Origin of the sequence: Domibacillus sp. A3M-37, assembly GCF_024213455.1 — a bacterium.
GTDB lineage: Bacteria > Bacillota > Bacilli > Bacillales > Domibacillaceae > Domibacillus > Domibacillus tundrae.
Genome location: NZ_JANAVL010000002.1, coordinates 47817 through 68167, shown reverse-complemented (window position 1 = coordinate 68167; position 20351 = coordinate 47817). Strand labels below are relative to the sequence as shown.

The 20351-nt window shown below is 43.2% G+C and carries 25 protein-coding genes; 8 read left to right on the top strand and 17 right to left on the bottom strand.

Going from position 1 to position 20351, the window contains the following annotated elements; all coding sequences use genetic code 11:
- Nucleotides 1-27: 27 nt before the first annotated feature.
- A complete protein-coding gene (locus tag NLX67_RS04380) occupies nt 28-597 on the bottom strand; it encodes a TVP38/TMEM64 family protein (protein WP_254310539.1) in 570 nt (189 codons plus the stop codon).
- 35 nt (nt 598-632) lie between these two features.
- Nucleotides 633-1199 (bottom strand): competence protein ComK, encoded by a 567-nt coding sequence (locus tag NLX67_RS04375; protein ID WP_046179895.1) that lies wholly within the window; start codon nt 1197-1199, stop codon nt 633-635.
- A gap of 172 nt (nt 1200-1371) precedes the next feature.
- Between NLX67_RS04375 and NLX67_RS04370 the strand changes: the two genes are divergently transcribed.
- The gene (locus NLX67_RS04370) at nt 1372-1605 is read left to right on the top strand and encodes an IDEAL domain-containing protein (RefSeq protein ID WP_254310538.1); all 234 of its coding nucleotides are present in this window, start codon (nt 1372-1374) and stop codon (nt 1603-1605) included.
- 110 nt (nt 1606-1715) lie between these two features.
- Here the strand turns inward: NLX67_RS04370 and NLX67_RS04365 are convergent, their stop codons facing one another.
- From NLX67_RS04365 to NLX67_RS04350, 4 genes are all read right to left on the bottom strand, one after another.
- On the bottom strand, nt 1716-2021 hold the full coding sequence (locus NLX67_RS04365) for an AzlD domain-containing protein (RefSeq protein ID WP_254310537.1): 306 nt from the start codon (nt 2019-2021) through the stop codon (nt 1716-1718).
- Nucleotides 2018-2731 carry an AzlC family ABC transporter permease gene (locus tag NLX67_RS04360; protein ID WP_046179957.1) on the bottom strand — a complete coding sequence of 238 codons (714 nt, stop codon included), beginning with the start codon at nt 2729-2731 and terminating at the stop codon, nt 2018-2020. The genes NLX67_RS04365 and NLX67_RS04360 overlap by 4 nt, the downstream gene beginning before the upstream one ends.
- 100 nt (nt 2732-2831) lie before the next feature.
- Nucleotides 2832-4382, bottom strand: a complete 1551-nt coding sequence (locus NLX67_RS04355; RefSeq protein ID WP_254310536.1) for a fatty acid--CoA ligase family protein — start codon at nt 4380-4382, stop codon at nt 2832-2834.
- Nucleotides 4383-4469: 87 nt separating this feature from the next.
- On the bottom strand, nt 4470-5204 hold the full coding sequence (locus NLX67_RS04350) for an MBL fold metallo-hydrolase (protein ID WP_046179899.1): 735 nt from the start codon (nt 5202-5204) through the stop codon (nt 4470-4472).
- 147 nt (nt 5205-5351) lie between these two features.
- Here NLX67_RS04350 and yhfH point away from each other — a divergent pair, with 147 nt between their 5' ends.
- Nucleotides 5352-5483, top strand: a complete 132-nt coding sequence (gene yhfH, locus NLX67_RS04345) for a protein YhfH (RefSeq protein ID WP_082091522.1) — start codon at nt 5352-5354, stop codon at nt 5481-5483.
- Nucleotides 5484-5539: 56 nt separating this feature from the next.
- Here the strand turns inward: yhfH and NLX67_RS04340 are convergent, their stop codons facing one another.
- From NLX67_RS04340 to hemE, 8 genes are all read right to left on the bottom strand, one after another.
- Nucleotides 5540-5995, bottom strand: coding sequence for a FixH family protein (locus NLX67_RS04340; RefSeq protein ID WP_052728455.1), 456 nt, complete (start codon nt 5993-5995; stop codon nt 5540-5542).
- A 2-nt stretch (nt 5996-5997) separates the two neighbouring features.
- On the bottom strand, nt 5998-7371 hold the full coding sequence (locus NLX67_RS04335; protein WP_254310535.1) for a sensor histidine kinase: 1374 nt from the start codon (nt 7369-7371) through the stop codon (nt 5998-6000).
- A complete protein-coding gene (locus NLX67_RS04330; RefSeq protein ID WP_254310534.1) occupies nt 7368-8045 on the bottom strand; it encodes a response regulator transcription factor in 678 nt (225 codons plus the stop codon). The genes NLX67_RS04335 and NLX67_RS04330 overlap by 4 nt, the downstream gene beginning before the upstream one ends.
- Before the next feature lies 1 nt (nt 8046).
- Nucleotides 8047-8991, bottom strand: a complete 945-nt coding sequence (locus NLX67_RS04325; protein WP_254310533.1) for a YncE family protein — start codon at nt 8989-8991, stop codon at nt 8047-8049.
- A 91-nt stretch (nt 8992-9082) separates the two neighbouring features.
- Nucleotides 9083-11365 carry a YhgE/Pip domain-containing protein gene (locus NLX67_RS04320; RefSeq protein ID WP_254310532.1) on the bottom strand — a complete coding sequence of 761 codons (2283 nt, stop codon included), beginning with the start codon at nt 11363-11365 and terminating at the stop codon, nt 9083-9085.
- A gap of 66 nt (nt 11366-11431) precedes the next feature.
- The gene (locus tag NLX67_RS04315; protein WP_254310531.1) at nt 11432-12004 is read right to left on the bottom strand and encodes a TetR/AcrR family transcriptional regulator; all 573 of its coding nucleotides are present in this window, start codon (nt 12002-12004) and stop codon (nt 11432-11434) included.
- Nucleotides 12005-12123: 119 nt separating this feature from the next.
- Nucleotides 12124-13068 carry a ferrochelatase gene (hemH, locus tag NLX67_RS04310; RefSeq protein ID WP_254310530.1) on the bottom strand — a complete coding sequence of 315 codons (945 nt, stop codon included), beginning with the start codon at nt 13066-13068 and terminating at the stop codon, nt 12124-12126.
- A gap of 78 nt (nt 13069-13146) precedes the next feature.
- Nucleotides 13147-14178, bottom strand: coding sequence for a uroporphyrinogen decarboxylase (gene hemE / locus NLX67_RS04305; RefSeq protein WP_254310529.1), 1032 nt, complete (start codon nt 14176-14178; stop codon nt 13147-13149).
- 177 nt (nt 14179-14355) lie between these two features.
- Between hemE and NLX67_RS04300 the strand changes: the two genes are divergently transcribed.
- Complete coding sequence (locus tag NLX67_RS04300) at nt 14356-14865, top strand: antibiotic biosynthesis monooxygenase family protein (protein ID WP_254310528.1); 510 nt, start codon at nt 14356-14358, stop codon at nt 14863-14865.
- 31 nt (nt 14866-14896) lie between these two features.
- Here the strand turns inward: NLX67_RS04300 and NLX67_RS04295 are convergent, their stop codons facing one another.
- From NLX67_RS04295 to NLX67_RS04285, 3 genes are all read right to left on the bottom strand, one after another.
- Entirely contained in the window at nt 14897-15466 is a 570-nt protein-coding gene (locus NLX67_RS04295; protein WP_254310527.1) for a phosphatase PAP2 family protein, read from the bottom strand.
- Between the two features lie 101 nt (nt 15467-15567).
- Nucleotides 15568-16776 carry an ABC transporter permease gene (locus NLX67_RS04290; protein ID WP_046179908.1) on the bottom strand — a complete coding sequence of 403 codons (1209 nt, stop codon included), beginning with the start codon at nt 16774-16776 and terminating at the stop codon, nt 15568-15570.
- Complete coding sequence (locus tag NLX67_RS04285; RefSeq protein WP_254310526.1) at nt 16773-17510, bottom strand: ABC transporter ATP-binding protein; 738 nt, start codon at nt 17508-17510, stop codon at nt 16773-16775. Before NLX67_RS04285 ends, NLX67_RS04290 begins: the two co-directional genes overlap by 4 nt.
- 126 nt (nt 17511-17636) lie before the next feature.
- On the opposite strand from NLX67_RS04285, the gene NLX67_RS04280 reads away from it, so the two are divergent.
- From NLX67_RS04280 to NLX67_RS04260, 5 genes are all read left to right on the top strand, one after another.
- Nucleotides 17637-18047, top strand: a complete 411-nt coding sequence (locus NLX67_RS04280; RefSeq protein WP_046179909.1) for an HIT family protein — start codon at nt 17637-17639, stop codon at nt 18045-18047.
- 268 nt (nt 18048-18315) lie between these two features.
- Entirely contained in the window at nt 18316-18687 is a 372-nt protein-coding gene (locus tag NLX67_RS04275) for a YtxH domain-containing protein (RefSeq protein ID WP_254310525.1), read from the top strand.
- Nucleotides 18688-18799: 112 nt separating this feature from the next.
- Nucleotides 18800-19420 (top strand): HTH-type transcriptional regulator Hpr, encoded by a 621-nt coding sequence (locus NLX67_RS04270; protein ID WP_256519589.1) that lies wholly within the window; start codon nt 18800-18802, stop codon nt 19418-19420.
- Nucleotides 19421-19531: 111 nt separating this feature from the next.
- Nucleotides 19532-20062 carry a DUF3267 domain-containing protein gene (locus tag NLX67_RS04265; RefSeq protein WP_046179912.1) on the top strand — a complete coding sequence of 177 codons (531 nt, stop codon included), beginning with the start codon at nt 19532-19534 and terminating at the stop codon, nt 20060-20062.
- Between the two features lie 95 nt (nt 20063-20157).
- Entirely contained in the window at nt 20158-20346 is a 189-nt protein-coding gene (locus NLX67_RS04260; RefSeq protein WP_046179913.1) for a hypothetical protein, read from the top strand.
- The last annotated feature ends 5 nt before the right edge of the window (nt 20347-20351 follow it).

Sequence of the window (20351 nt, the reverse complement as noted above, 5' to 3'; positions counted from 1 at the left end):
AATAAAAAACCACGTTCTTACGGTTTTTTATTTTTGAAGACGTTTTTCCAGCTGTTTGCCTCCTGCCCATAAAAGAGCCATAACCGCTATGATAATAGCAGTCTTACCCGGCTGATGAATGAGTGCAAAAACGTCATGGCCAACATAGCTGATCGTAAAAATCATCACCGTTTTCCCTGCCATGACTGCAAATAAATATTGGACGACGCTAATGTGTGACAAGCCTGCGACTACATTTACGATTGCAGAAGGTGTAAATGGAAAGCAAAGCAGCAAAAACACTGGCGCAAAGCCGTGGTGATCAATCCAATTCATCATTTGACTCACTTGTTTATTTCGCTGCAGAAATGTTAAAATGCGCTGCTGTCCAAACTTCCTAATAAGTAAAAAGACAATAAAAGAACCTGTTACAGCTCCTCCCCAGGAAATAAGGAAGCCCAGCCAAAGTCCGAAGGCATTTACATTTGCAAGCACAAAAGCAAACAAAGGCAAAAAAGGCAAAAATGCTTCGAGAAGCGGCAGTAAAAAGCCAGGAAGCGGTCCAAATGATTCATACTGCTGAATCCACTCCATAATTTGATTTGTTGAAAAATTCATCTAATTATTCCCTTTCATTATCCATCCTGTACTCCTCATTCCCTTTTGCGCGGATGAAAAAACGAAATAACGTTTTCTTTCACACCTACCACATAGTGAGCGCGAGCAACTTTTTCTGTTCGAATAGACGGTGTCGCTGCATTGCCCCGCTCATAAAGTGCTTTGGTCATCATAATCTGATTATGAACCGCAAGAGGCGATACAGGAACGACAATCCATTGATCATCCACAAACGTGATTTTCGTTTGTTTTTTATCTATCTTTTCCAAATATTTTAAATGAGAAAGGGTAATCCATACACAATCAGGTTTTAAATGAGAAATCGTTGGGAATAGATAAGTACCTTTCAAATGGTCAACATTAATAGGAACTTTCCGATTGATGCCAAGTACCCTGGCAGAAGCTTCTCTTCTCCCATCATAAGTTGAAAGGTAGCGAATGCAGCTTTGCCGAATAATTTTCAATGGTGTTTTTTTTATCATTACCGGTTCACTGTTTTTTTCATATACTTTAGTATATTCTCCATAACGAACCGGCTCTAAAAAAAGTGTGTTTTCATTGATCGTATATTCGTTTTTTTCATTAACCGGCTGATTGTTCATTTCTTTGGTTCACCCGCTTCTTTTCATTTATTCACACTTCTTTATCTTACTATTTTACGGTAAATTTGTCCCATTCGCCATGAGAAATAATTTTCTAAAAATTTAAAACTTTCTGTTGATTAGTTGTTTGAAATCCCATATAATAAAAAAAAGGTATCCGAGGTGATTAAAAATGGAAAACAATAATTATTTTGCTGAGATGATGAAGTCCCCGATGCCCCGTGAAACAGAGAAAACAGTAATCAGTGAATTTATCGACAGCTTCCTTAGCGATATTCTATACAAAAAAGAAAAAGCAGCATTAATGGAAAAAATTGATCTTTCTCTTGATCAAGGTGACCGTCTTGCATTTATTACTTTATCTAATGAATTAAACCGCTTGGAGAAAACTTATAAGGTATCTTAATGAACTCCTTCATGCTGATTCCTCAAGCGATGAAAACCCCAATTAACTTAACTGAAAAAGCCCCGTATCTTAATTGATACGGGTGCTTTTTGAGCGCGTATATACCCTCCTTATGAAAAAAGCGATAATACCGTTAAAATCCCAATCGATCCAAGAACCGTTATGATAATATTCGCACCTGTAAAAGCAATTAGAAAAGCCGCAGCGGCTCCGATCAGGGCAAACGATATGTTTTCATGAAAGGTTAAAACACCTGGAAAAATGAGCGCACCGAGCGTCGCATATGGAACATTCTTTAAAATGCCCTGCCAAAAAGAAGGCAGCTCTTTTCCTCTCAGCAGCACAAACGGAAGCATACGCGGAATATATGTGACGAAAGTCATTCCTAAAACGATGGATGCCATTGTCGTGCTCATTCGATTTCTCCCTTTCGTCTTACCTGGCCTGCCACTTCAATACTAATAGACGCAATAAGTGTTGAAATAATAATAGCCCATCCGCTTGAGAGCGCACCTGAATATGTAAAAATACAGTTTAATACTGCCGCGGTTACGGCAAGAATGACTGCTTTTAAGCTTGTTTTAAGCGAGGGAACGAGCAATCCGATAAACATCGCATATAAAGCAATCCCCATGCTTTCCTGAACAACAGGAGGCATCGCGTTTCCCGCTACAAACCCGAGTCCTGAACCAAGTACCCAGCTTGAATAAGAAATGAGAATAAGACCGGCCATAAAAGAAGAATGAATCGAACCGCTTTTCATCGCAGCAACCGAAAAAGTTTCATCCGTGACCCCAAACGAATACGCCGCTTTTTTCCACATCGCTTCTTCTTCCGCTTTTTCATTTAAAGCAGCCGACATAAGGAAATGACGGATGTTTAAAATAAACGTTGTCAGCACAATTTCAAAAACTCCCGTTCCGATCGTAATGAGGCTTAGAGCAATATATTGCGCCGCTCCGGCGAATACAAAAATGCTTAATGACATCGTTTCAATAAACGTTAACTCAGCACTTTTTGCCAGCAAGCCGTAGGTAAGGGCTGCTGGTACATATCCAATGGCAATACCTGTTCCAGCAGCAAGGCCATCTTTAAACTCACTTTGTGCAGCAGCAGTTGTTTCCATTTTATTTCCTCCGTTTTTAATTCCCCACAAATTATACTCCTTTGTATATACATAAACAATATAAAAAACGCACGTGCCTTTTCAGCACGCGCGCTTTTTATCACTTTTTGACAATTTGATCTTTTAATGATCTTCTTAAAATCTTTCCAGTTGTGTTTTTCGGCAGCTCCTGCAAAAACTCAACCGATTTTGGCACTTTGTATGAAACAAGCCTCTCCTTGCAATAATTTAGAACATCCTCTTCCGTAAGTGAATTCCCTTTCTGAACAACAAAAGCGAGAACTGCCTCTCCGTAATCCGGATCGGGAGCGCCGAGTACTGCTGCTTCAACAATGTCATCGTGTTCATACAGCACTTCTTCCACTTCACGCGGATACACATTGTATCCCCCAACGATAACCAAATCTTTTTTCCGGTCTACGATATAAAAGTAGCCTTCATCGTCCCGGCGGGCTAAATCGCCTGTGTACAGCCATCCATCACGAATGGCCGCCCCTGTTTCTTCCGGCATTTTATAATAGCCCTTCATTACATTGGGTCCTTTTACAATTAACTCTCCCACTTGGCCTGGTACTGCTTCTTCTCCGAGTTCATTGACGACCCTGTTTTCCACATTTGAAATAGAACAGCCGATCGAACCCGCTTTACGCGGCCGGTCCAACGGATTAAAAGCGGTAACCGGACTTGCTTCTGACAAGCCATATCCTTCAGAAATTTGCACATTAAATTTCTTTTCAAACTGTTCTAAAAGAGAAACCGGCATCGAAGCGCCTCCTGAAATACAAAGCCGAATCGATGAAAAATCAGCCGGATTCGAGTCCAGAAGTTGAAATAAAAAGTTATACATTGTCGGCACGCCCGCAAAAATAGTTGCTTTTTTTTCCTTCGCAGCTTTGAACACTTCCTTCGGGCTGAATGCCGGCAAAATAATCATTTCTGCTCCACTGACAATTGGAGCATTTAAGACAACAGTCAAACAAAATACGTGGAACATCGGCAGGACTGTTATGACTGTATCCTTCTCTGTAATCGATAAATAGTCGGCAACATCCCGCGCATTTGAATAAATATTTTTATGAGTAAGCATCGCACCTTTTGGCTTGCCTGTTGTGCCTGACGTATATAATATAACCGCTGTGTCTTCTTCATGTATGTCAGGACTCTGCAAAACATTTCCGTTTGCCAACACTTCGGAAAACGCTTTCATTTTAGGATAGATAGTGAATGAGGATGCTGTAATTCCAGCCGCACGTTCATCTCCTGATTCGCATACGATGTAATGCTCAACTGACGGCAGGCTTTCATGCATGTTTTCTGCGGCCGGAAGTAGTAAATCCAGCATGACAACAGCTTTTACATCGCCATTTTGCAAAATATAACTGATTTCACTTGGTGTATAAATAGGGTTTACCGGAATAACAGTGACGCCTGCCCGCATTGCCCCGTATAACGCAATAATAAAATGCGGCGAGTTGCCGAGCAGTAAAGCGATGTGGTCGCCTTTTTGAAGGCCAAGCGATTGCAGGCCTGCGGCAAATCGCGTGACTGTTTCGTTTAGCTCACCATATGTGGCGGACGTGTGTAGAAACGTATAAGCAGTTTTGCCTGCATGAGCTGAAGCGGTTTGTTCAAGTGCCAGTGATGCATTCATCCTTCCATCCCCTTTTCATTAATGAATAATCATTCATTTTTGCTTCTTTCATTATACAGGACATGAAAAAAAGCCGCAACCTGCGGCTTACAATCCAACCTCCATATTTTCTTCCGCCAACAAAATCGTTCCATTGAATTGTTCGGATGCTTCTCTTGTAAGCTGATCCAACTCTCCAAAGTGCGGCAAATGAGTTAAAACTAACGTTTTTACGCCGGCTTCGCGTGCGAGCATTCCCGCCTGTTCAGCTGTCATATGACCGGCGGACGCCCCATCCATTCCTTTATAAAAATTGCTTTCAGCCAGCAGTACGTCTGCACCCACCGCAAAGGAAGAGAGTTCTTTTTTATAAGCCGTGTCCGCCGTATAAACGACTGTGTCATTCCCGTCCGTTATTTTTATGGCGTAACAGGGCGCCGGGTGATCTGTTTTCAAAAAAGAAATCGAGAATGGCCCGGCGTGAAGTGCGTTCTTTGGATCATAAGCAATTCCTTTTGTTATGTTTTTGTACGTCAGCGCCCCAAACCCATCTGATTCATTATGTCCATAGATTGGAAGCGGTTCGTTTCTCATTTTATCGGTGAACGAATCAATGAGCAGTGCATGCTGCAAGACACCGATATCCGCAATATGATCAGCGTGATAATGAGAAATAATGACAGCATCCAGTTCAGCCGGCTTTAAATGATTTTGCAGTTTCGATAGGACAGCGCTGCCGCAGTCGATGAGCAGCTTAAATCCGTCTTGTTCAATTAAATAACCGCTGCTTGCTTCATTTGCTTTTGGAAATCCGCCCCAGCAGCCGAGTATTGTTATATTCATAAATAGTTGCCCCTTTCTATTTGTTTATTTTATTCCCTCATTCCAAAAAAATAAAATTAATTTTCTGAAAACGGTTGACGATTTCTATCTGTTATAATACAATACAAGTAACAAATCAAACAGTTATATAACAAAGGAGGAAATGACATGATCACAAATATCGTTGAATTTTTCAAAAACCTTCCGGCTAAACAATGCGCAAGCTGCGGTTCACATATTGAAGAGCAGCATGATTGCTACAGCAATACGTGCACAACGTGTGCATCGAAAGACCTGTAAGCATACCGCCAATTCCATGAAAAACCCACCGGCTACGCCTTGGCCGGTGGGTTTTTTTAATGATCCATTGATTCCATATCGTGATCCGTTGTTTCTTCTTTCACATCAGCCGGAATAACAGCATTTCCGATCGCAATGGCTGATTTTGGCATAGTGTGCATGTTCCTTGCAGTAACATGCACCTGCACGTAATACGCCGCTTCTTCATTAAACATTTTTTCAACAGTATAGAACCCGTCTCCTTCTGAAACGGCATCAAGCATCTCGCTGTCTTCCTTTAAGCCTTCTTTCCATATTTCGTACTTCACTTCGTCAGCATCATCTACTGGCTCCCCGTCTTGTGTCACTACTGTAGAAATCGTGACTTCTTCATTTAAGTCGGCTTTTTCTGGTAAAGATAATGCAGCTTCAATTGGTACTGGGGGCTGATTTTCCGCCTGTTCTTCTTTTGGCGTACATGCTGCAAGCATAAACACAAGAATCATCATAAACCAGACCATCTGTTTCTTCATGTTCATTCTCCTTCTTTTATCAGTGCCGGCAGTATAACAGTGACTGTTGTTCCTGCTCCTGCTGCGCTTTCGATTATTAATTCGCCATCATGGCGTTCGACAATTTGTTTTACAATCGACAAGCCAAGCCCTGAACCGCCATCATGGCGAGTTCGTGCTTTATTAATGCGGTAAAACTGGCTTGTAATCTTTGGAATCTCATCTTCCGGCATGCCGGCTCCAGTATCGCGAACAATCCATTTAACAATGTTTTTTTCTTGTTTTAACGTAATATAAATGGGTTTGTTCTTTTCTGAATAACGCACCGCGTTATCCAGAATATTGGTCATGACTTGGCTCAGTCTGCCTTCGTCCCCGTTCACAATCGTTTCTTCATCCACATCAAGCTGAAAATGATTATGCTTCAGCCGAAAGATATCAACCGTCCGATAGACAAGATCGGCAAGCGGAATGAGTGTTTTTTCCATATTCATTTTACCCGAATCAAGACGGATCAATTGAAGCAAGTCATTCACAAGACGCTCCATTCGAATGGATTCACGATGAATAATCGAGAGCTGTTGTTTTGGATGTCCAATGCCATTAATCGCAGCCTCACTGTATCCTCTTATATAGCTGAGCGGCGTACGAAGCTCATGCGAGACGGTCGCAATAAATGTTTTTCGCTGTTCATCTTCTTTTTCAATAGCGTTGGCCATCTCATTAAATGTGCGGGCGAGCTGACCGAATTCGTCTTCTGAACCAGCCGGCACACGTGCTTTATAATCTCCTTTAGATAAGCGGACCGCCGCATTTTTCATGTTTTCAAGCGGTTTTGTAACATAATCAGTCCACTTCAGCCCTCCATACAAAAGAAGTGACATTAATAAAACAGCTCCAGCTGCCCAAAACATGACGAGACTTGAGACAAGTTCGTCAATCCGCTCAAGCGGGACATATAAATAAATAATTCCTTTTAACTGTTTTTCGTCTAACAGCGGATAAATAACTGAAATAATTTGCCGGCCAAACCGTTCTGAGTAACCGGTTTCTTCAATCATTTTATTTTCAAGCAACTGTGCCCGCTCTTCCGGACCAATTAACGTTTCATAGTCTGCTTCATAGGGAATGCAGGCGGCAAGCTCTCTCGGATTATGAACGGCAAATGCTTCAAATGATGATTTTTCGCTGAACCAATTAACCTGATCCACAAATGCCGCATCCAAGTCTCCTCCTTCATAATCGTTGGAAAGATTTCCCGCAGCTTCTGCCAGTTCGGTTTTGACACTTTCTACATATAGTTTTTCGTAAAGCATGTATGCGAGTCCAAACGCGGTCCCAACTGCGATGATGACGAAAATAAACAGCGTCATCCATAACTTTTTTCCAAATGTCATACAGCGCCATCCACAAATTTATAGCCAATCCCCCAAACGGTTTCGATGGAGGCTCCTTCATTCTTCAGTTTCATCCGAAGTGTTTTAATATGTGTGTCTACCGTTCTGGTACCCCCGCTGTATTCCGTTCCCCATACTGTTTCAAGCAGCTCCTCGCGTGAAAAAATCCGGCCTCGCTTTTTAGCAAGAAGGACGAGCAGATCAAATTCTTTCATCGTCAGCTGAATAGCCGCGCCATCCACTCTCACTGCCCGGGAATGCACATCGATCGAAAGAGTCTGGTACCGGATCGTTTCTCTTTTCTCATCCACTTTGCCAAATCGGCGGAGCACCGCTTGAATGCGAGCGGTCATTTCACCTGGTGAAAATGGCTTAACGATATAATCATCTCCGCCGATTGAAAACGCCCGCACTTTGTCCCATTCCTCACCGCGGGCAGTCAAAAAAATGATCGGGACGTCGCTGTATGAACGAATGGATTCACATATGGCAAATCCATCACGTCCAGGCATCATTAAGTCTAAAATGATAAGATCGGGATGGGATTCTTTCAGCTTTTCTTCCGCTTCATCTCCATTTAATGCTGAACTGACGGTGTAGCCCGCATTTTCCATATACATCGTCACCAAATCCACCATATCCTGTTCATCATCTACTATTAATAAATGAGACATTTTATTCACCTTCTTTTATAAAAATCATAAACGGTCCTTTGCCGATATCGACCGTTTTTATTTTCTTAAGCGTTTTTTCTTTGTAAAAAGACACAGTGCCGCTGTCATAACCGGCAGAAATCACGCGGTTACCGAGCACGGCAACCGAAAAAGGGTTCGCTGGCGCTTCTATTCCCGCCGCGCTTTTCCGTTCCGGATTAAACACGTATAGTTTGTTGGACCCATGGCTTGCCGTATATACATAGCCGCCTTTTTCCGCAAAAGCGATCGGCATAACCGGTGCATCTACTGTGGCAGTGAGTGAACCTGTTTGGAGTGAATAGACGTGAATTGTTTCACCCGCTTCCGTTCCATATCCGTGTCCGCCGACCCATAATTCTTTTTTTGCTCCATTGACAGCTAAACCGGCAGATGATGTCGGAATGGCAAATTCCCGGTCCACCTTATGCGAATGGATATTGATTTCCGAAAGCACCGTGTCTTGATAATTAATAATATACAATTTTTCTTTATGTTCAAGCATCGTCATCGGATAGCGTCCCGTTTGTGTTTTTTCCGTTTCCTGTCCTTCGCTGTTAAAAAAATGAACAGCCCCATCTTTTTTCACTGAAAAAGCAACTTCTTTTGTTTCGTTTATAAAAGCCGCGCCGGTAATGCCTGATGGCACAGTCCAGGCAGCGAGTTTTTTACCTGTTTTCGTTGAATACAAGACAGCGTGGTCAAGCTCTGTTCCATATAAAAGAATCGTCTCATCAAATAAGACCCCGCCTGTATATCGTTCATCAAATGCCCATTCAGCAAGTATGGCACCCTCTGAGTCCATAAATGTTAAACCGGGCTCCTGTACTGTTAAAATGGCGGCAAATTCATCAATCCGTACCGGTTCAAATGATGCCTGACTGCAGCCGGTAAGCAGCAAAATCACCGCCAACATGAATTTTTTCAATCACGCATTCCTCCCCGTTATTCCCTTTATTATAATAAATGGGTGTGAAATAAGTGTGAAAAATTTTCAAAAAAAGACGGCTAAAGCCGCCTTATGCAGCTTCAAGCCGTCCATATTGTTTTTTAAACTGGCCGCGGAAGTAAATGCCCGTCACCGTAATATTAAATAAAGCAAATCCGATTAATACGGCTGCATTTTGCCACATAAACGCATAATCACCGCTTGAAATGACAGCCCGGAATCCATTAATTGAGTATGCCATCGGCAGGGCGCCTGTTACATGCTGGAGCGCCTTAGGAATAAGCTCCAACGGGAATGTCCCGCCGCTTGCCGTTAATTGGCCGATCAAAATGAGGACAGCGATAAACCTCCCTGGATTCCCCAGGATAGTTGCCAGCATTTGAATGAGTGTCATAAACGATGCACTTGCGATAAGCGCCAGCAGGAAAAACCGTGGAACACTTTGTACATCCAAATGGAGGACACCGAGCAAAAAGATCGATGCCGCCGCTGCCTGACATGCACCGACAAGCAAAAAGATGCCAAGCTTGCCCGCGTACCAGGAAAGTCCGCTTTTTGGCTGTTCCGGCGGCTCTTTTAACGGAAAAATAATGGTCAGCATAATGGCGCCGACAAACAAGCCAAGCGACAGCATGTATGGTGCCATGCCTGTTCCGTAATTCGGCACTTCGTGAAACGACTTCTTATCCACTTGGACCGGTTCCGCCATCATATCATATGTTCCCTCATCTGCTCTGACATCACCTGCTTCATCCGCTGCTTTTGACAGCTCTGTCTGAAGCTCCTTCGTTCCCTGCTCTAATTCTTTTGAGCCTTCTGCAAGCTCCGTTGACCCATTTGCAAGTTTTCCGGCTCCATCTGACAATTGATGTGATCCACCAGCCAGTTCTGTTAATCCTTCTGAAAGACTGCTTGCCCCTTTGGCAAGAGAATTCGCTCCTGTTTTGGCTTGGGCTGTTTTTTGAGTGATCGTTTCCAAGCCCGATACAAGAGTCTGCTCCCCTGACTGAAGTTCTTTTGCCCCATCATGCAGATTTTCCGCTCCTGTCGCAAGATCTCCAAGTCCAGACTGCAGCTGCTCCTGACCGGATTGGATGTCTTCAAGACCGGATGAAAGTTCCGCCATTTTGTCAGTCATTGTTCCTGAAACAGCTTTATTTAACTCATTTGCACCTGATGCGATTTGTGTGCTTCCACCTTGCAATTCATCAAATCCGGATGAAATTCCGGTGTTTAATGATTCTTGCTGTGCCGCCATTTCATTGTTCATTGCGTCCAGCTGCTCTTCTGTCATGACTTGGGACAGCACCGGCATGAGCTGCTCCATTTGAGCTTTTTGTGCCGCACCGATTTGGTTTTTCAGTTCTGTTTCAAACTGTTCCATGCCGGCGTTTAAATCATTTGCACCTGACGCAATGGAAGCTGTCCCGTCCGTCAATGCGGGTATTTGCTCACGGAATTGATCTACACCAATTTTGGCTGAAGCTGTCCCGTCAATCAGCTTTGGCATATTCGTGTTCGCTGACACTAAACCATTTTGGAGTGCGGCTGTCCCTGACACGAGCTGATCCGTTCCGGTCTGCAGCTGTTTGCCGCCATCAGAAAGCTTCGTCTGGCCGTCTGAAAGCTGGTCGAGGCCGTCTGAAAGCGTGGCTGCCCCAGCGGCCACTTCTTTTGTCGCCGCGCTGGCCTCGTCAATGCCCGATGAAAAAGAAATAGAGCTGTCAGCAAGCGTTTCAAGGTTTTTCTTTAATTCATTCGTTCCGTCTGTTATCTTTAAAGCACCTTCATCAAGCTTCCCGGCTCCTTCTCCCGCTTCCGCATACCCATCACCCATTTTTTTAATGGTATCAAACATCGTTTCGGCGTATGTTTTCGTGACGTCTTTTTGAATGGAAGCGCGTATTTCTTTCATCGCCGACTGGCCGATTTGCGAAGAGACAAAATTATAGCTTTCATTTGATGTATAAATTAATTGAAGCTTTTCTGGCTTTTCGTCCATCAATGTCGTTGCGTTTTCTGAAAAGTTTTCAGGTATTTCAATCATCATATAATATTCCTGCTGCTTTAAGCCGTCTAATCCCTGATTTTTTGTTACAACATGAAAATCAAAGTCATTGTTTTTTTCCAGTTCTTTTTGCAGTTCATCACCAATTTTGAACGTTTCCCCCTCAAACTCTGCCCCTTTGTCGCTATTCACGACTGCAACCGGCAGCTGGTCTAAATGTCCGTACGGATCCCAAAACGCCCACAAAAAAACGCCAGAATACAAGAGCGGAATTAACATGACAGCAATAATGGAAATGAGCAGCATCCGATTTTTAGCGATCTCTTTTAATTCTCTCCAAAACATATTTATACCTCCAAAATGACCATTTTGTTCATTTGGTCACTTATTTTCAAAAAAGAAGAACTGACGCTATTGAGACAATCCTTTAAATACATATAGCTCAAACAATCTGGCAATATCTTCTTTCGACAGCGCACTGCCACGCCGTTCCCAGTCTACAACGAGCGTAATGTACAGTTTCAACATAACGAATGCGGCAATTTCAGGATCTGTCTGTTGAATTTCATCCCGTTCCATCGCTTCTTTCGCTTGAACTGCAATATAACTGACAATTGCATCTTCCATTTTTTTCAGCGCTTCTGCTACAGCCGGTGTGCCCATTTCTTTTTCTTCTTGAAACAGCTTGACTGCCAGCTGATGCTTCGTCCGAAATGCCAGTATTTCAAAAAGGGCGCGATGGACATTTTCATGAAAAGATTGCGTTGGATCCATGACCGCTTCCGCCACTTCCTTCATTTCCTTAATAAGCGTGGTTAAAATGTCTTCAAACAGCTCTTCCTTATTTTTAAAAAACGTGTAAATTGTCCCCTTGCCAACGTTAGCCAGTTTCGCCACCTGATCCATCGTTGTTGCTTTATAGCCAAACAGTGTAAACGACTTTGTTGCGGCCTCGATAATATCTTTTTTTCGCTCTGACGCCATCTAAACACCTCATTTTTGACCAAAATAACGTTTTGGTCATTTCGTTCCAATGAGTATTTTATGCTTGTTTCACTGTATTGTCAACACAAAAATCCCGCCGGAAGCCGGCGGGATGTAGATTATAATTTTCCTTCTTCTTTTAAATGCTTAATGACGACATCACCGAGCGCTTCAATGAACTCCGGACGGGCATTCGGCATTGGCGGACGGTAGTAGCCGGCGCCAATTTCATCCGTTATCACTTTGCATTCATAGTCGTTATCAAATAATACTTCGAGATGATCGGCAACAAACCCGGCCGGTACATACATAAATGCTTTATAGCCGTTTTGTTCATACAATTCACGCGTTAAATCCTGCACGTCTGGTCCGATCCACGGCTCCGGTGTATTGCCGGCGCTTTGCCAGCCGACAGTGTATTGTTCTACACCTGCCGCCCCTGCGAGCAAGTCCGCTGTCTCTTTTAATTGCTGCGGATAAGGATCACCTGCCGCGATAATTTTTTCCGGCAGGCTATGGGCAGAGACGATTAAAACAAATTGCTTCTTTTCTTCGTCTGTCATCGTTTCAATTGTTGCCTGAATTTGATCTGCCCAATATTGGATAAATTTCGGCTCATGGTACCAGCTTTCGATGGATGTAATCAAAGGGCCATCAATTTTCGCAGACTCTTCCGCCGCACGTCCGTTATATGACTTCACGCTGAACGTGGAGAAATGCGGGGCGAGCACGATTGAAACGGCTTCTTCAATGCCGTCTTTTTTCATTTGATGAACAGCGTCTTCAATAAATGGTTCAATGTGCTTTAAGCCGATATACAGCTTAAATTCAACGTCCCGCTGCATCTTGTTTAAAAAGTCAGTCAAGCCTTGCGCCTGTTCTTCAGTAATCTTTGCAAGCGGTGAAATACCGCCAATTGCTTCATAACGGCTTCTTAAATCTTCCAGCGCTTCATCTGACGGCTTGCGGCCGTGGCGGATATGCGTGTAGTACCGTTCAATATCTTCTTCCTTGTAAGGCGTTCCGTACGCCATGACAAGAAGACCCATCGTTTTTTTTGCCATGCTGATTCCACCTCGTTTAATTCATTGTTTTGTCTATTATTCTGTCACGAAATAAACATGTGTTTAAAAATGAAATGTTTATTTCGATGTATACTCATGGACAAATGCCGTTAGGCGCTTGAGCGTATCCGGATTCACTTCCGGGAATACACCGTGCCCAAGGTTGAAAATATGGCCTGGCAACGCCATGCCCTGGTCCAAAATCGCTTTTGCGCGCTCTTCAATCACGTCCCACGGAGCCAGCAAAATTGATGGATCGAGGTTCCCCTGCAATGTCTTCGTCAAGCCCATTTCACGTGCTTCTGAAATTTGCATGCGCCAATCCAAACCAACAACGTCAAGCGGCAGGTCATGCCACTCTTGCGCCAGATGGCTCGCGCCGACACCAAACATAATGAGCGGCACATTTTCGGAACGCAGTTCACTGAAAATGCGTTCCATGACGGGTTTAATAAATGCCCGGTAATCGGCCACATTTAATGCACCCACCCATGAATCAAATATTTGTACGGCTTTAGCGCCCGCTTTTACTTGAGAGCGAACGTATGTAATCGTCATATCCGCCAGTTTATCCATTAACGCAAACCACGCTTTTGGCTCCGCGTACATAAACGCTTTCGTTTTATTGTAATTTTTTGATGGGCCGCCTTCGATCATATAGCTGGCTAACGTGAATGGCGCGCCGGCAAATCCGATCAGCGGCACATTAAGCTGCTCTTCTGTTAAAAGACGAATCGTTTCAAGTACATATGGCACGTCGCTTTCCGGATCAATTTCACCGAGCTTCTCCACATCCTGCATCGAACGGATTGGATTATCAATAACCGGACCGATGCCTGATTTAATGTCCACGTCCACACCGATGGACGGAAGGGGTGTCATAATGTCTTTATATAAAATCGCCGCATCGACGTCGTACTGCTCCACCGGCAGACGCGTCACATAAGCGCAAATTTCCGGCTGATGGGTAATTTCAAACAAAGAATATTTCTCTTTCAGCTTCCGGTATTCCGGCTGCGAGCGTCCTGCCTGACGCATGTACCAGACCGGCGTATAATCTGTTTGTTCGCCCCGCGCCGCTTTTAAAAATGTATCGTTCAATTGCCTCATATGAATTGAGTGCCACCTTTCAATTAGGACAGATTAGAATCACTATTGATTATTATAGCCTACCCTCTCATACTTTTCACTAAAAGGATGTGTTGTTCGCAAATTTGCCAAACGAATGTGTTGAAATTGGAAAGAAGGGTAGAAAAAAAGATATACTATTACTAGAGGTGATGGAAGATGAATGTATTTATTACAAGCGGAACATACGAATTTTTAAAAACCATTAAACAAAAACACAGTACCGAGAATATGGTGCTCATGGACGGAACAGAAGGCGCTGCACTCGTTCATGAAACGAATGGGAAAACCGTTTTCTCATCGCCGCGCCGCTATGAGGTTGTAGACGCATCCGGCGAGATCACAAACCGGGGATACGTCGTTTTAAACAACATTCCAGTAACAGATGAAGGCCGTCCTCTTTTTGAGCACCGCTTTAAAAACCGGGCTGGTGCGATTGAAAATGAACCTGGCTTTGTCTCTATCCGTGTATTGCGTCCACTCGACTCAGATACGTATGTTATCTTTACACAATGGGAAAATGTTAAAGCATTTGAAAACTGGAAGTCATCTGAAGCCTATAATCAAGCACATAAAAAACGCGGAACAGAGGAAGGGCTCGACAAACGGCCGAATATTTTTTCCGGTCCTTCTTATTTAACAACGTTTACAGTTCCCGAAGAAAACTAAAAGCCATGGGATGGATGTCCATCCCATGGCTTTATCTGTACGATTTACGATTTGCCTGCTGCATTATTTGCCTGTTCAAGAAAAAGGCGATGAAAAGAAATACGCCTCCGCCAAGCAGCCAGCCAGCGAGGACATCTGTCGCATAATGCGCGTTGTCCGCTACCCGGCTCATGCCGGATAAAAATCCCAACATCAGCGCTGCTGTATAAAATATCACCGTTTTGCCTGCATAAAAGCTCATGAAGTATGCAAAAAGCAAATAAAAAATGATGCCCACCATCGCATGACCGCTAACAAAACTAAATCCGTCTTCTCTGTGCGGAAAAGGCGGCCGTTCCCGTGCTATCCATTCTTTCAGCGCTTTATTCAAAAGATTTCCGCCGCCTACACCGATTAAAATCGCTGTAATGCCCCCCATATTTCTTTTCCAAAAAAGAAATAAAATCAACAGAACTGCTCCGCCGCCTAAAACGAGCTCTGAACCAAGAAAGCGGCATGCTGCTAAAAAAGACACATCGCCGAATGCATGCATCACCCCATCATCAATAATGGATGCCCAGCCGGAATCAAATTCAAACAGTAAAATGGTAAATAAAATCAAACATATGAAACTCCCAGCCAGCAACTTCTACACCTCTGTCTTGTTTTTCATCAGTGTAGCATGACTATCGGCCTAATGCCATACTACAGACAAGAAGCTCTTTAAAATCGGTTCATTTTTTCCAGCCTTGACGGGGTGTACATCCCAACAAAGAAAATCGTAAACGCAATCGATGCGGATAGAACAATCGCTCCACCAAGCAATCCTCCGGACAATGCCGAAACACCAAATACAATAGATTCGACCATCATTACGCGCATAAGGAGATGCTGCACCGCTTTTTGCCTGCCTTCTTCCCCATCCGGATACAGCTGTGTCCAGATCACATACCCGTGCCTTGCAGAAATCGGCAGCAGCTGAAAGCCAGTTAAATATAAAAATAACAGCGCGGCAATCAATTGAACCGGCAGCAAACCACTGAATCCAATAATAAGCACCCCGATCACCGTCAGCCGAATGTACAACCCAATATACTCATTCATGCGCACAAACGTCCGGTGAAGCAAATAGGTGTATGTTCCTTTACCCGGACCCGGCAGCAGCCCATCAAGCCACGCGCGGCGCTTTACCGTTCCGCGTAAATGCGGAACGTCCGTGAACATATTCGCGAGCCGGTAAAAAGCGGCCATTCTCTTTTCTTCAAGCTCGGTCAGCAGCTCCCATTTTAACGGCCGATTTCCAGCGCGGTTCATATAAAAGAGCCAATAAGCCATGATGAGAATAGCAATTCCGGCAATGCCATATTCTAAAGAAAAGACGGCAAATAAAAAAGCAGTATTGATCAGCAGACGAGCTGCCATGTCAACAATACGCACATCATTCGACGGCACATTTAATGCTTTCAGCCGGCAAAACAGGTTCCACAGCTTCGCGGCAAGTACGGCACCCAAAAACAGAAAAAAGCTGCCAAATCCGGTTCCTTCCGCCTTCGCATACATTGGCATTGCAAATGCCAATAGTGCGATTAAAATATAGCTTTGCACCGCGAAGCTTGTCCAGACTGCTTTTTGAAAATAAGGCTTCATTTCGCTTTCAAGCGGCAGCAAGTAGACGGTATCAGGCTGTTTTATGTACGTATAAACCTGGCTCCAAGCAAGAGCCGCTCCAAGTACAATAGCCATAATAAGCGGTGCTGGAAAGGTCCCGTCAATCGTTTCCACCCAGCCGCTGTAATAATACAAAAGTGCACCAAGCGCAAACACGAGCACAAACAGCAAGTGGTCATTCAGCATGTAGCGCGTATATTTGCGAACTTCCGCGTAATAAGCCGCTGCACGTTCTTTAAACATAGCATTTGCTGAAAACTTCATAGCACCGCTTCCTTTGTCAGTTCCACATAAATATCATCTAGCGCAGCATCCGGCATGTGAAAGTCACGACGCAGCTCATCCATTGTTCCTTTTGCCCGCACACGCCCTTCATGCAAAATAATAAACGTATCACAATATTTTTCTGCTGTTGCTAAAATATGCGTCGACATTAAAATACCGGCGCCGCTCTCTTTCATCTTATTCATTAAATCAAGCAGCGACCGAATGCCAAGCGGGTCCAGGCCGACAAACGGCTCGTCAATAATGTAAAGCGACGGCTCCGTTAAAAAAGCGCCCATAATCATTACTTTTTGTTTCATCCCTTTTGAAAAATGAGCAGGGAACCATTTCATTTTTGCGTCAAGACGGAATTCTTTTAAAAGCGGGCCGATGCGCTGCTCATATTCTGCTTCTGACAAGCCATATGCCATCGCCGTTAAACGCATATGCTCTTCAAGTGTCAGCTCATCATAAAGCACCGGCGTTTCCGGTACAAATGAAAACTGGCGCCGGTAGTCAGACGGGCTTTGTTCGAGCGTCAGTTCATTGATCGTGACACTTCCTTTTGATGGTTCCATCAAACCAATAATGTGCTTGATGGCCGTACTTTTGCCAGCACCGTTTAAGCCAATGAGTCCGACAAGCTCGCTTTTGCCGACCTCAAATGAAACGTCGTGCAGCACCGGCTTTCGTGTGTAACCGCCGGTGACATTTTCCACAGATAATAATGACATTCGAAAACGCCCTTTCTTCTCAATCGTTACACGTATCATATCAAAATTATGCCTGCTTCACATAGTTCCCTGCATCCGGAATATATGCTACACTTTTCATACCAATATATAAAAGGAGTGCTGACTATGGATAACTGCATTTTTTGCAAAATTACAAACGGAGACATTCCGTCCGCAAAAGTATATGAAGACAAGAACGTCTATGCCTTTTTAGACATCAGCCAAGTAACAAAAGGCCACACGCTTATCATTCCGAAAGTACATAAAGAAAACATTTTTGAGCTGGATGAAGAGATAGCTGGTCCATTGTTTGAATCGGTGAAAAAAGTGGCCGATGCGATTCAATCCGCTTTTTCTCCAAAAGGACTGAACTTATTAAATAATAACGGAGAAACAGCTGGACAGACGGTTTTTCATTACCATATGCATTTAATACCGCGCTACGGATTTGATGACGGCTTCCATCCCGTTTTTAAAGAAAATAAAGGCAGTCATGACCTTGCAGGCATCGCCGCTGCGATCCAGTCTCACCTGTAAGTAAGCAGCACAGCCGCTGCGAGCGAAAGTGCACTCATCAAGCCGAACCGGCCGGCTCTTTTTTTCAATAAGTGGTTCTCGCTTTTTTGCGCTTCCTTTATGTGGTACAGCATGCTTGTAAATAAAATAAATCCGCTCCATCATAAAGCAAAAATAAACCCTTGCATGACATCGACTCCTTCTCATACGTTTGTTCCACATTTTTTCGGGAATTATATCATATATATGTATGTGTAAAATAAACAAGAATGAATGATGAGGTGAAAAAATGAATAAAAAAGCATTTTTTACAGGTATTGCAGCCGGTATTACAGCCGGTGCTTCTGCCGCGCTTTTAAGCGCTCCAACGAGCGGCCGGGACACACGGGCAAACTTGAAAGACAAGCAAGTGTCTGCTAAACTGAGCGCGATGGAAATTAAAGGTAATGTGGGCCAAGTAAAAGAATCGGTAAAACGCCTTGTTGAGACAGCGAAACAAGAGGTACCGGACAAAGTCAATAGTATTAAAGTAAATGCTGCGCTTTGGAAAGAAAGCATTGAACCAAACAAACAGGCACTTCAAAAAGAAATTACCAACATTCAAAAAACGGTGGAAGATTTGCAGGAAAGCCTGCCACAGCCGCCGGCATCGGGAAAATAACAGACACGGAAGGGATCTTGTTCCTTCCGTGTATTTTTATTTTTCAGCTTATTCGAAATTTTTGCGAATTTTCTCTTTCTATTTTTTTATTTTATTGGCATAATATAAATCAATGAATAATAGATTTGAGGTGGAAGACATTAATAAAACAAGTGAATCAACGTCGACTCATCAATATACGATGAAAGAAGCCTTTATGTTTAGCCAGCGAATGGCCCAGCTTTCAAAAGCATTATGGAAAGCGGTCGAAAAAGATTGGCAGCGGTGGATCAAACCATATGATTTGAATATTAATGAACATCATATTTTATGGATTGCCCATCATTTAAAAGGCGCTTCTATTTCCGACGTGGCTAATTTTGGTGTTATGCACGTATCAACAGCGTTTAACTTTTCCAAAAAACTAGAAGAACGCGGACTTCTTACATTTTCTAAAAAAGAAGATGATAAGCGGAATACGTATATTGAGATTACACCTGCCGGCGATGATTTAATCTTTAATTTAATGGAACAATATGATCCTGAGTCCAATCTCGTGTTTTCCGGCAGTGAACCTCTGCGTGAGCTATTCGGAAAATTCCCAGATCTCTCCGAATTGATGGCTATTATTAAAAATATTTATGGCGATGATTTCATGGACATTTTCGAGACCTCTATTCATAATATTGAGCGGGATTTTGATGAAGAAGATAGAGAATTAAAGCGGGCTAAACGTTCTCAAACATCCGGGTAAGCAAATTGCCAGCCGGATGTTTTTTTATGTCATAAAAATTATGCTTGCTTTTTCCCTGGCGCCGTCGTAAATTATGAAAGCAATCCCTTTAACAACGGAGGTTATTCTTTTATGAAATGCGTGCGGACGTACAACTTTGAAAAAAACTATGGCTACAACAAGCTGTTTTTCGTGTCCATGATGACAACGATGCTCGTGTTTCTTCTCGCTTTTTCATTCATGCAGTCTTATTATTCAAAACCGCTTCATGCCAATGGCTTTTCCTGGTTTGCAGTAGGGATTTTGGCGGTTTATCCGCTTCATAAATTGATTCATCTTTTTCCGGTTCTCACTTATCGTCCGAAAGTGATGTGGGACCGGAAATATTCTGTTTTACCGGTCGTGACAGTTATTACCCGCAGTCCGATGCCAAAAAAAAGATTTATCGTCTGCTTGTCGCTTCCTTTTTTCGTCATGACTCCACTTATGCTGGCCGGCGCAATGATCATGCCGGAATATCTGCATTATTTTACGATGACAGCTGCATTTCATACCGGCATCTGTTTATTGGACTTTCTTTACATTAAAGCGCTCCTATCCTGTCCAAAGGATGCGATTATTGAAGAAGATTTAGATGGATTTGAGGTATTACTGCCGGAATAACGTCCCGCCTGACGCATTTGCTGGTGGGTTCTGTTTTCAATTTTTTCGACATTTTGATATAGTTAATTGTACAAGGCAAACAGAGGGGGCATCATGTGGCAGCATTAATCATTACATTCATTATTTTCTCCGTCTTTATTTTGTATCACATAAATCGGATGACCAATTTATTATGCATTCAAAAAGAGATTCCGGAAGAACGGCATGAAAAAATATTCCGTACAGTGAATATTTTAATTGTCATTTTGCTTTCCACTTCTTACATTGAAATACTGTATGTGTAGACCTG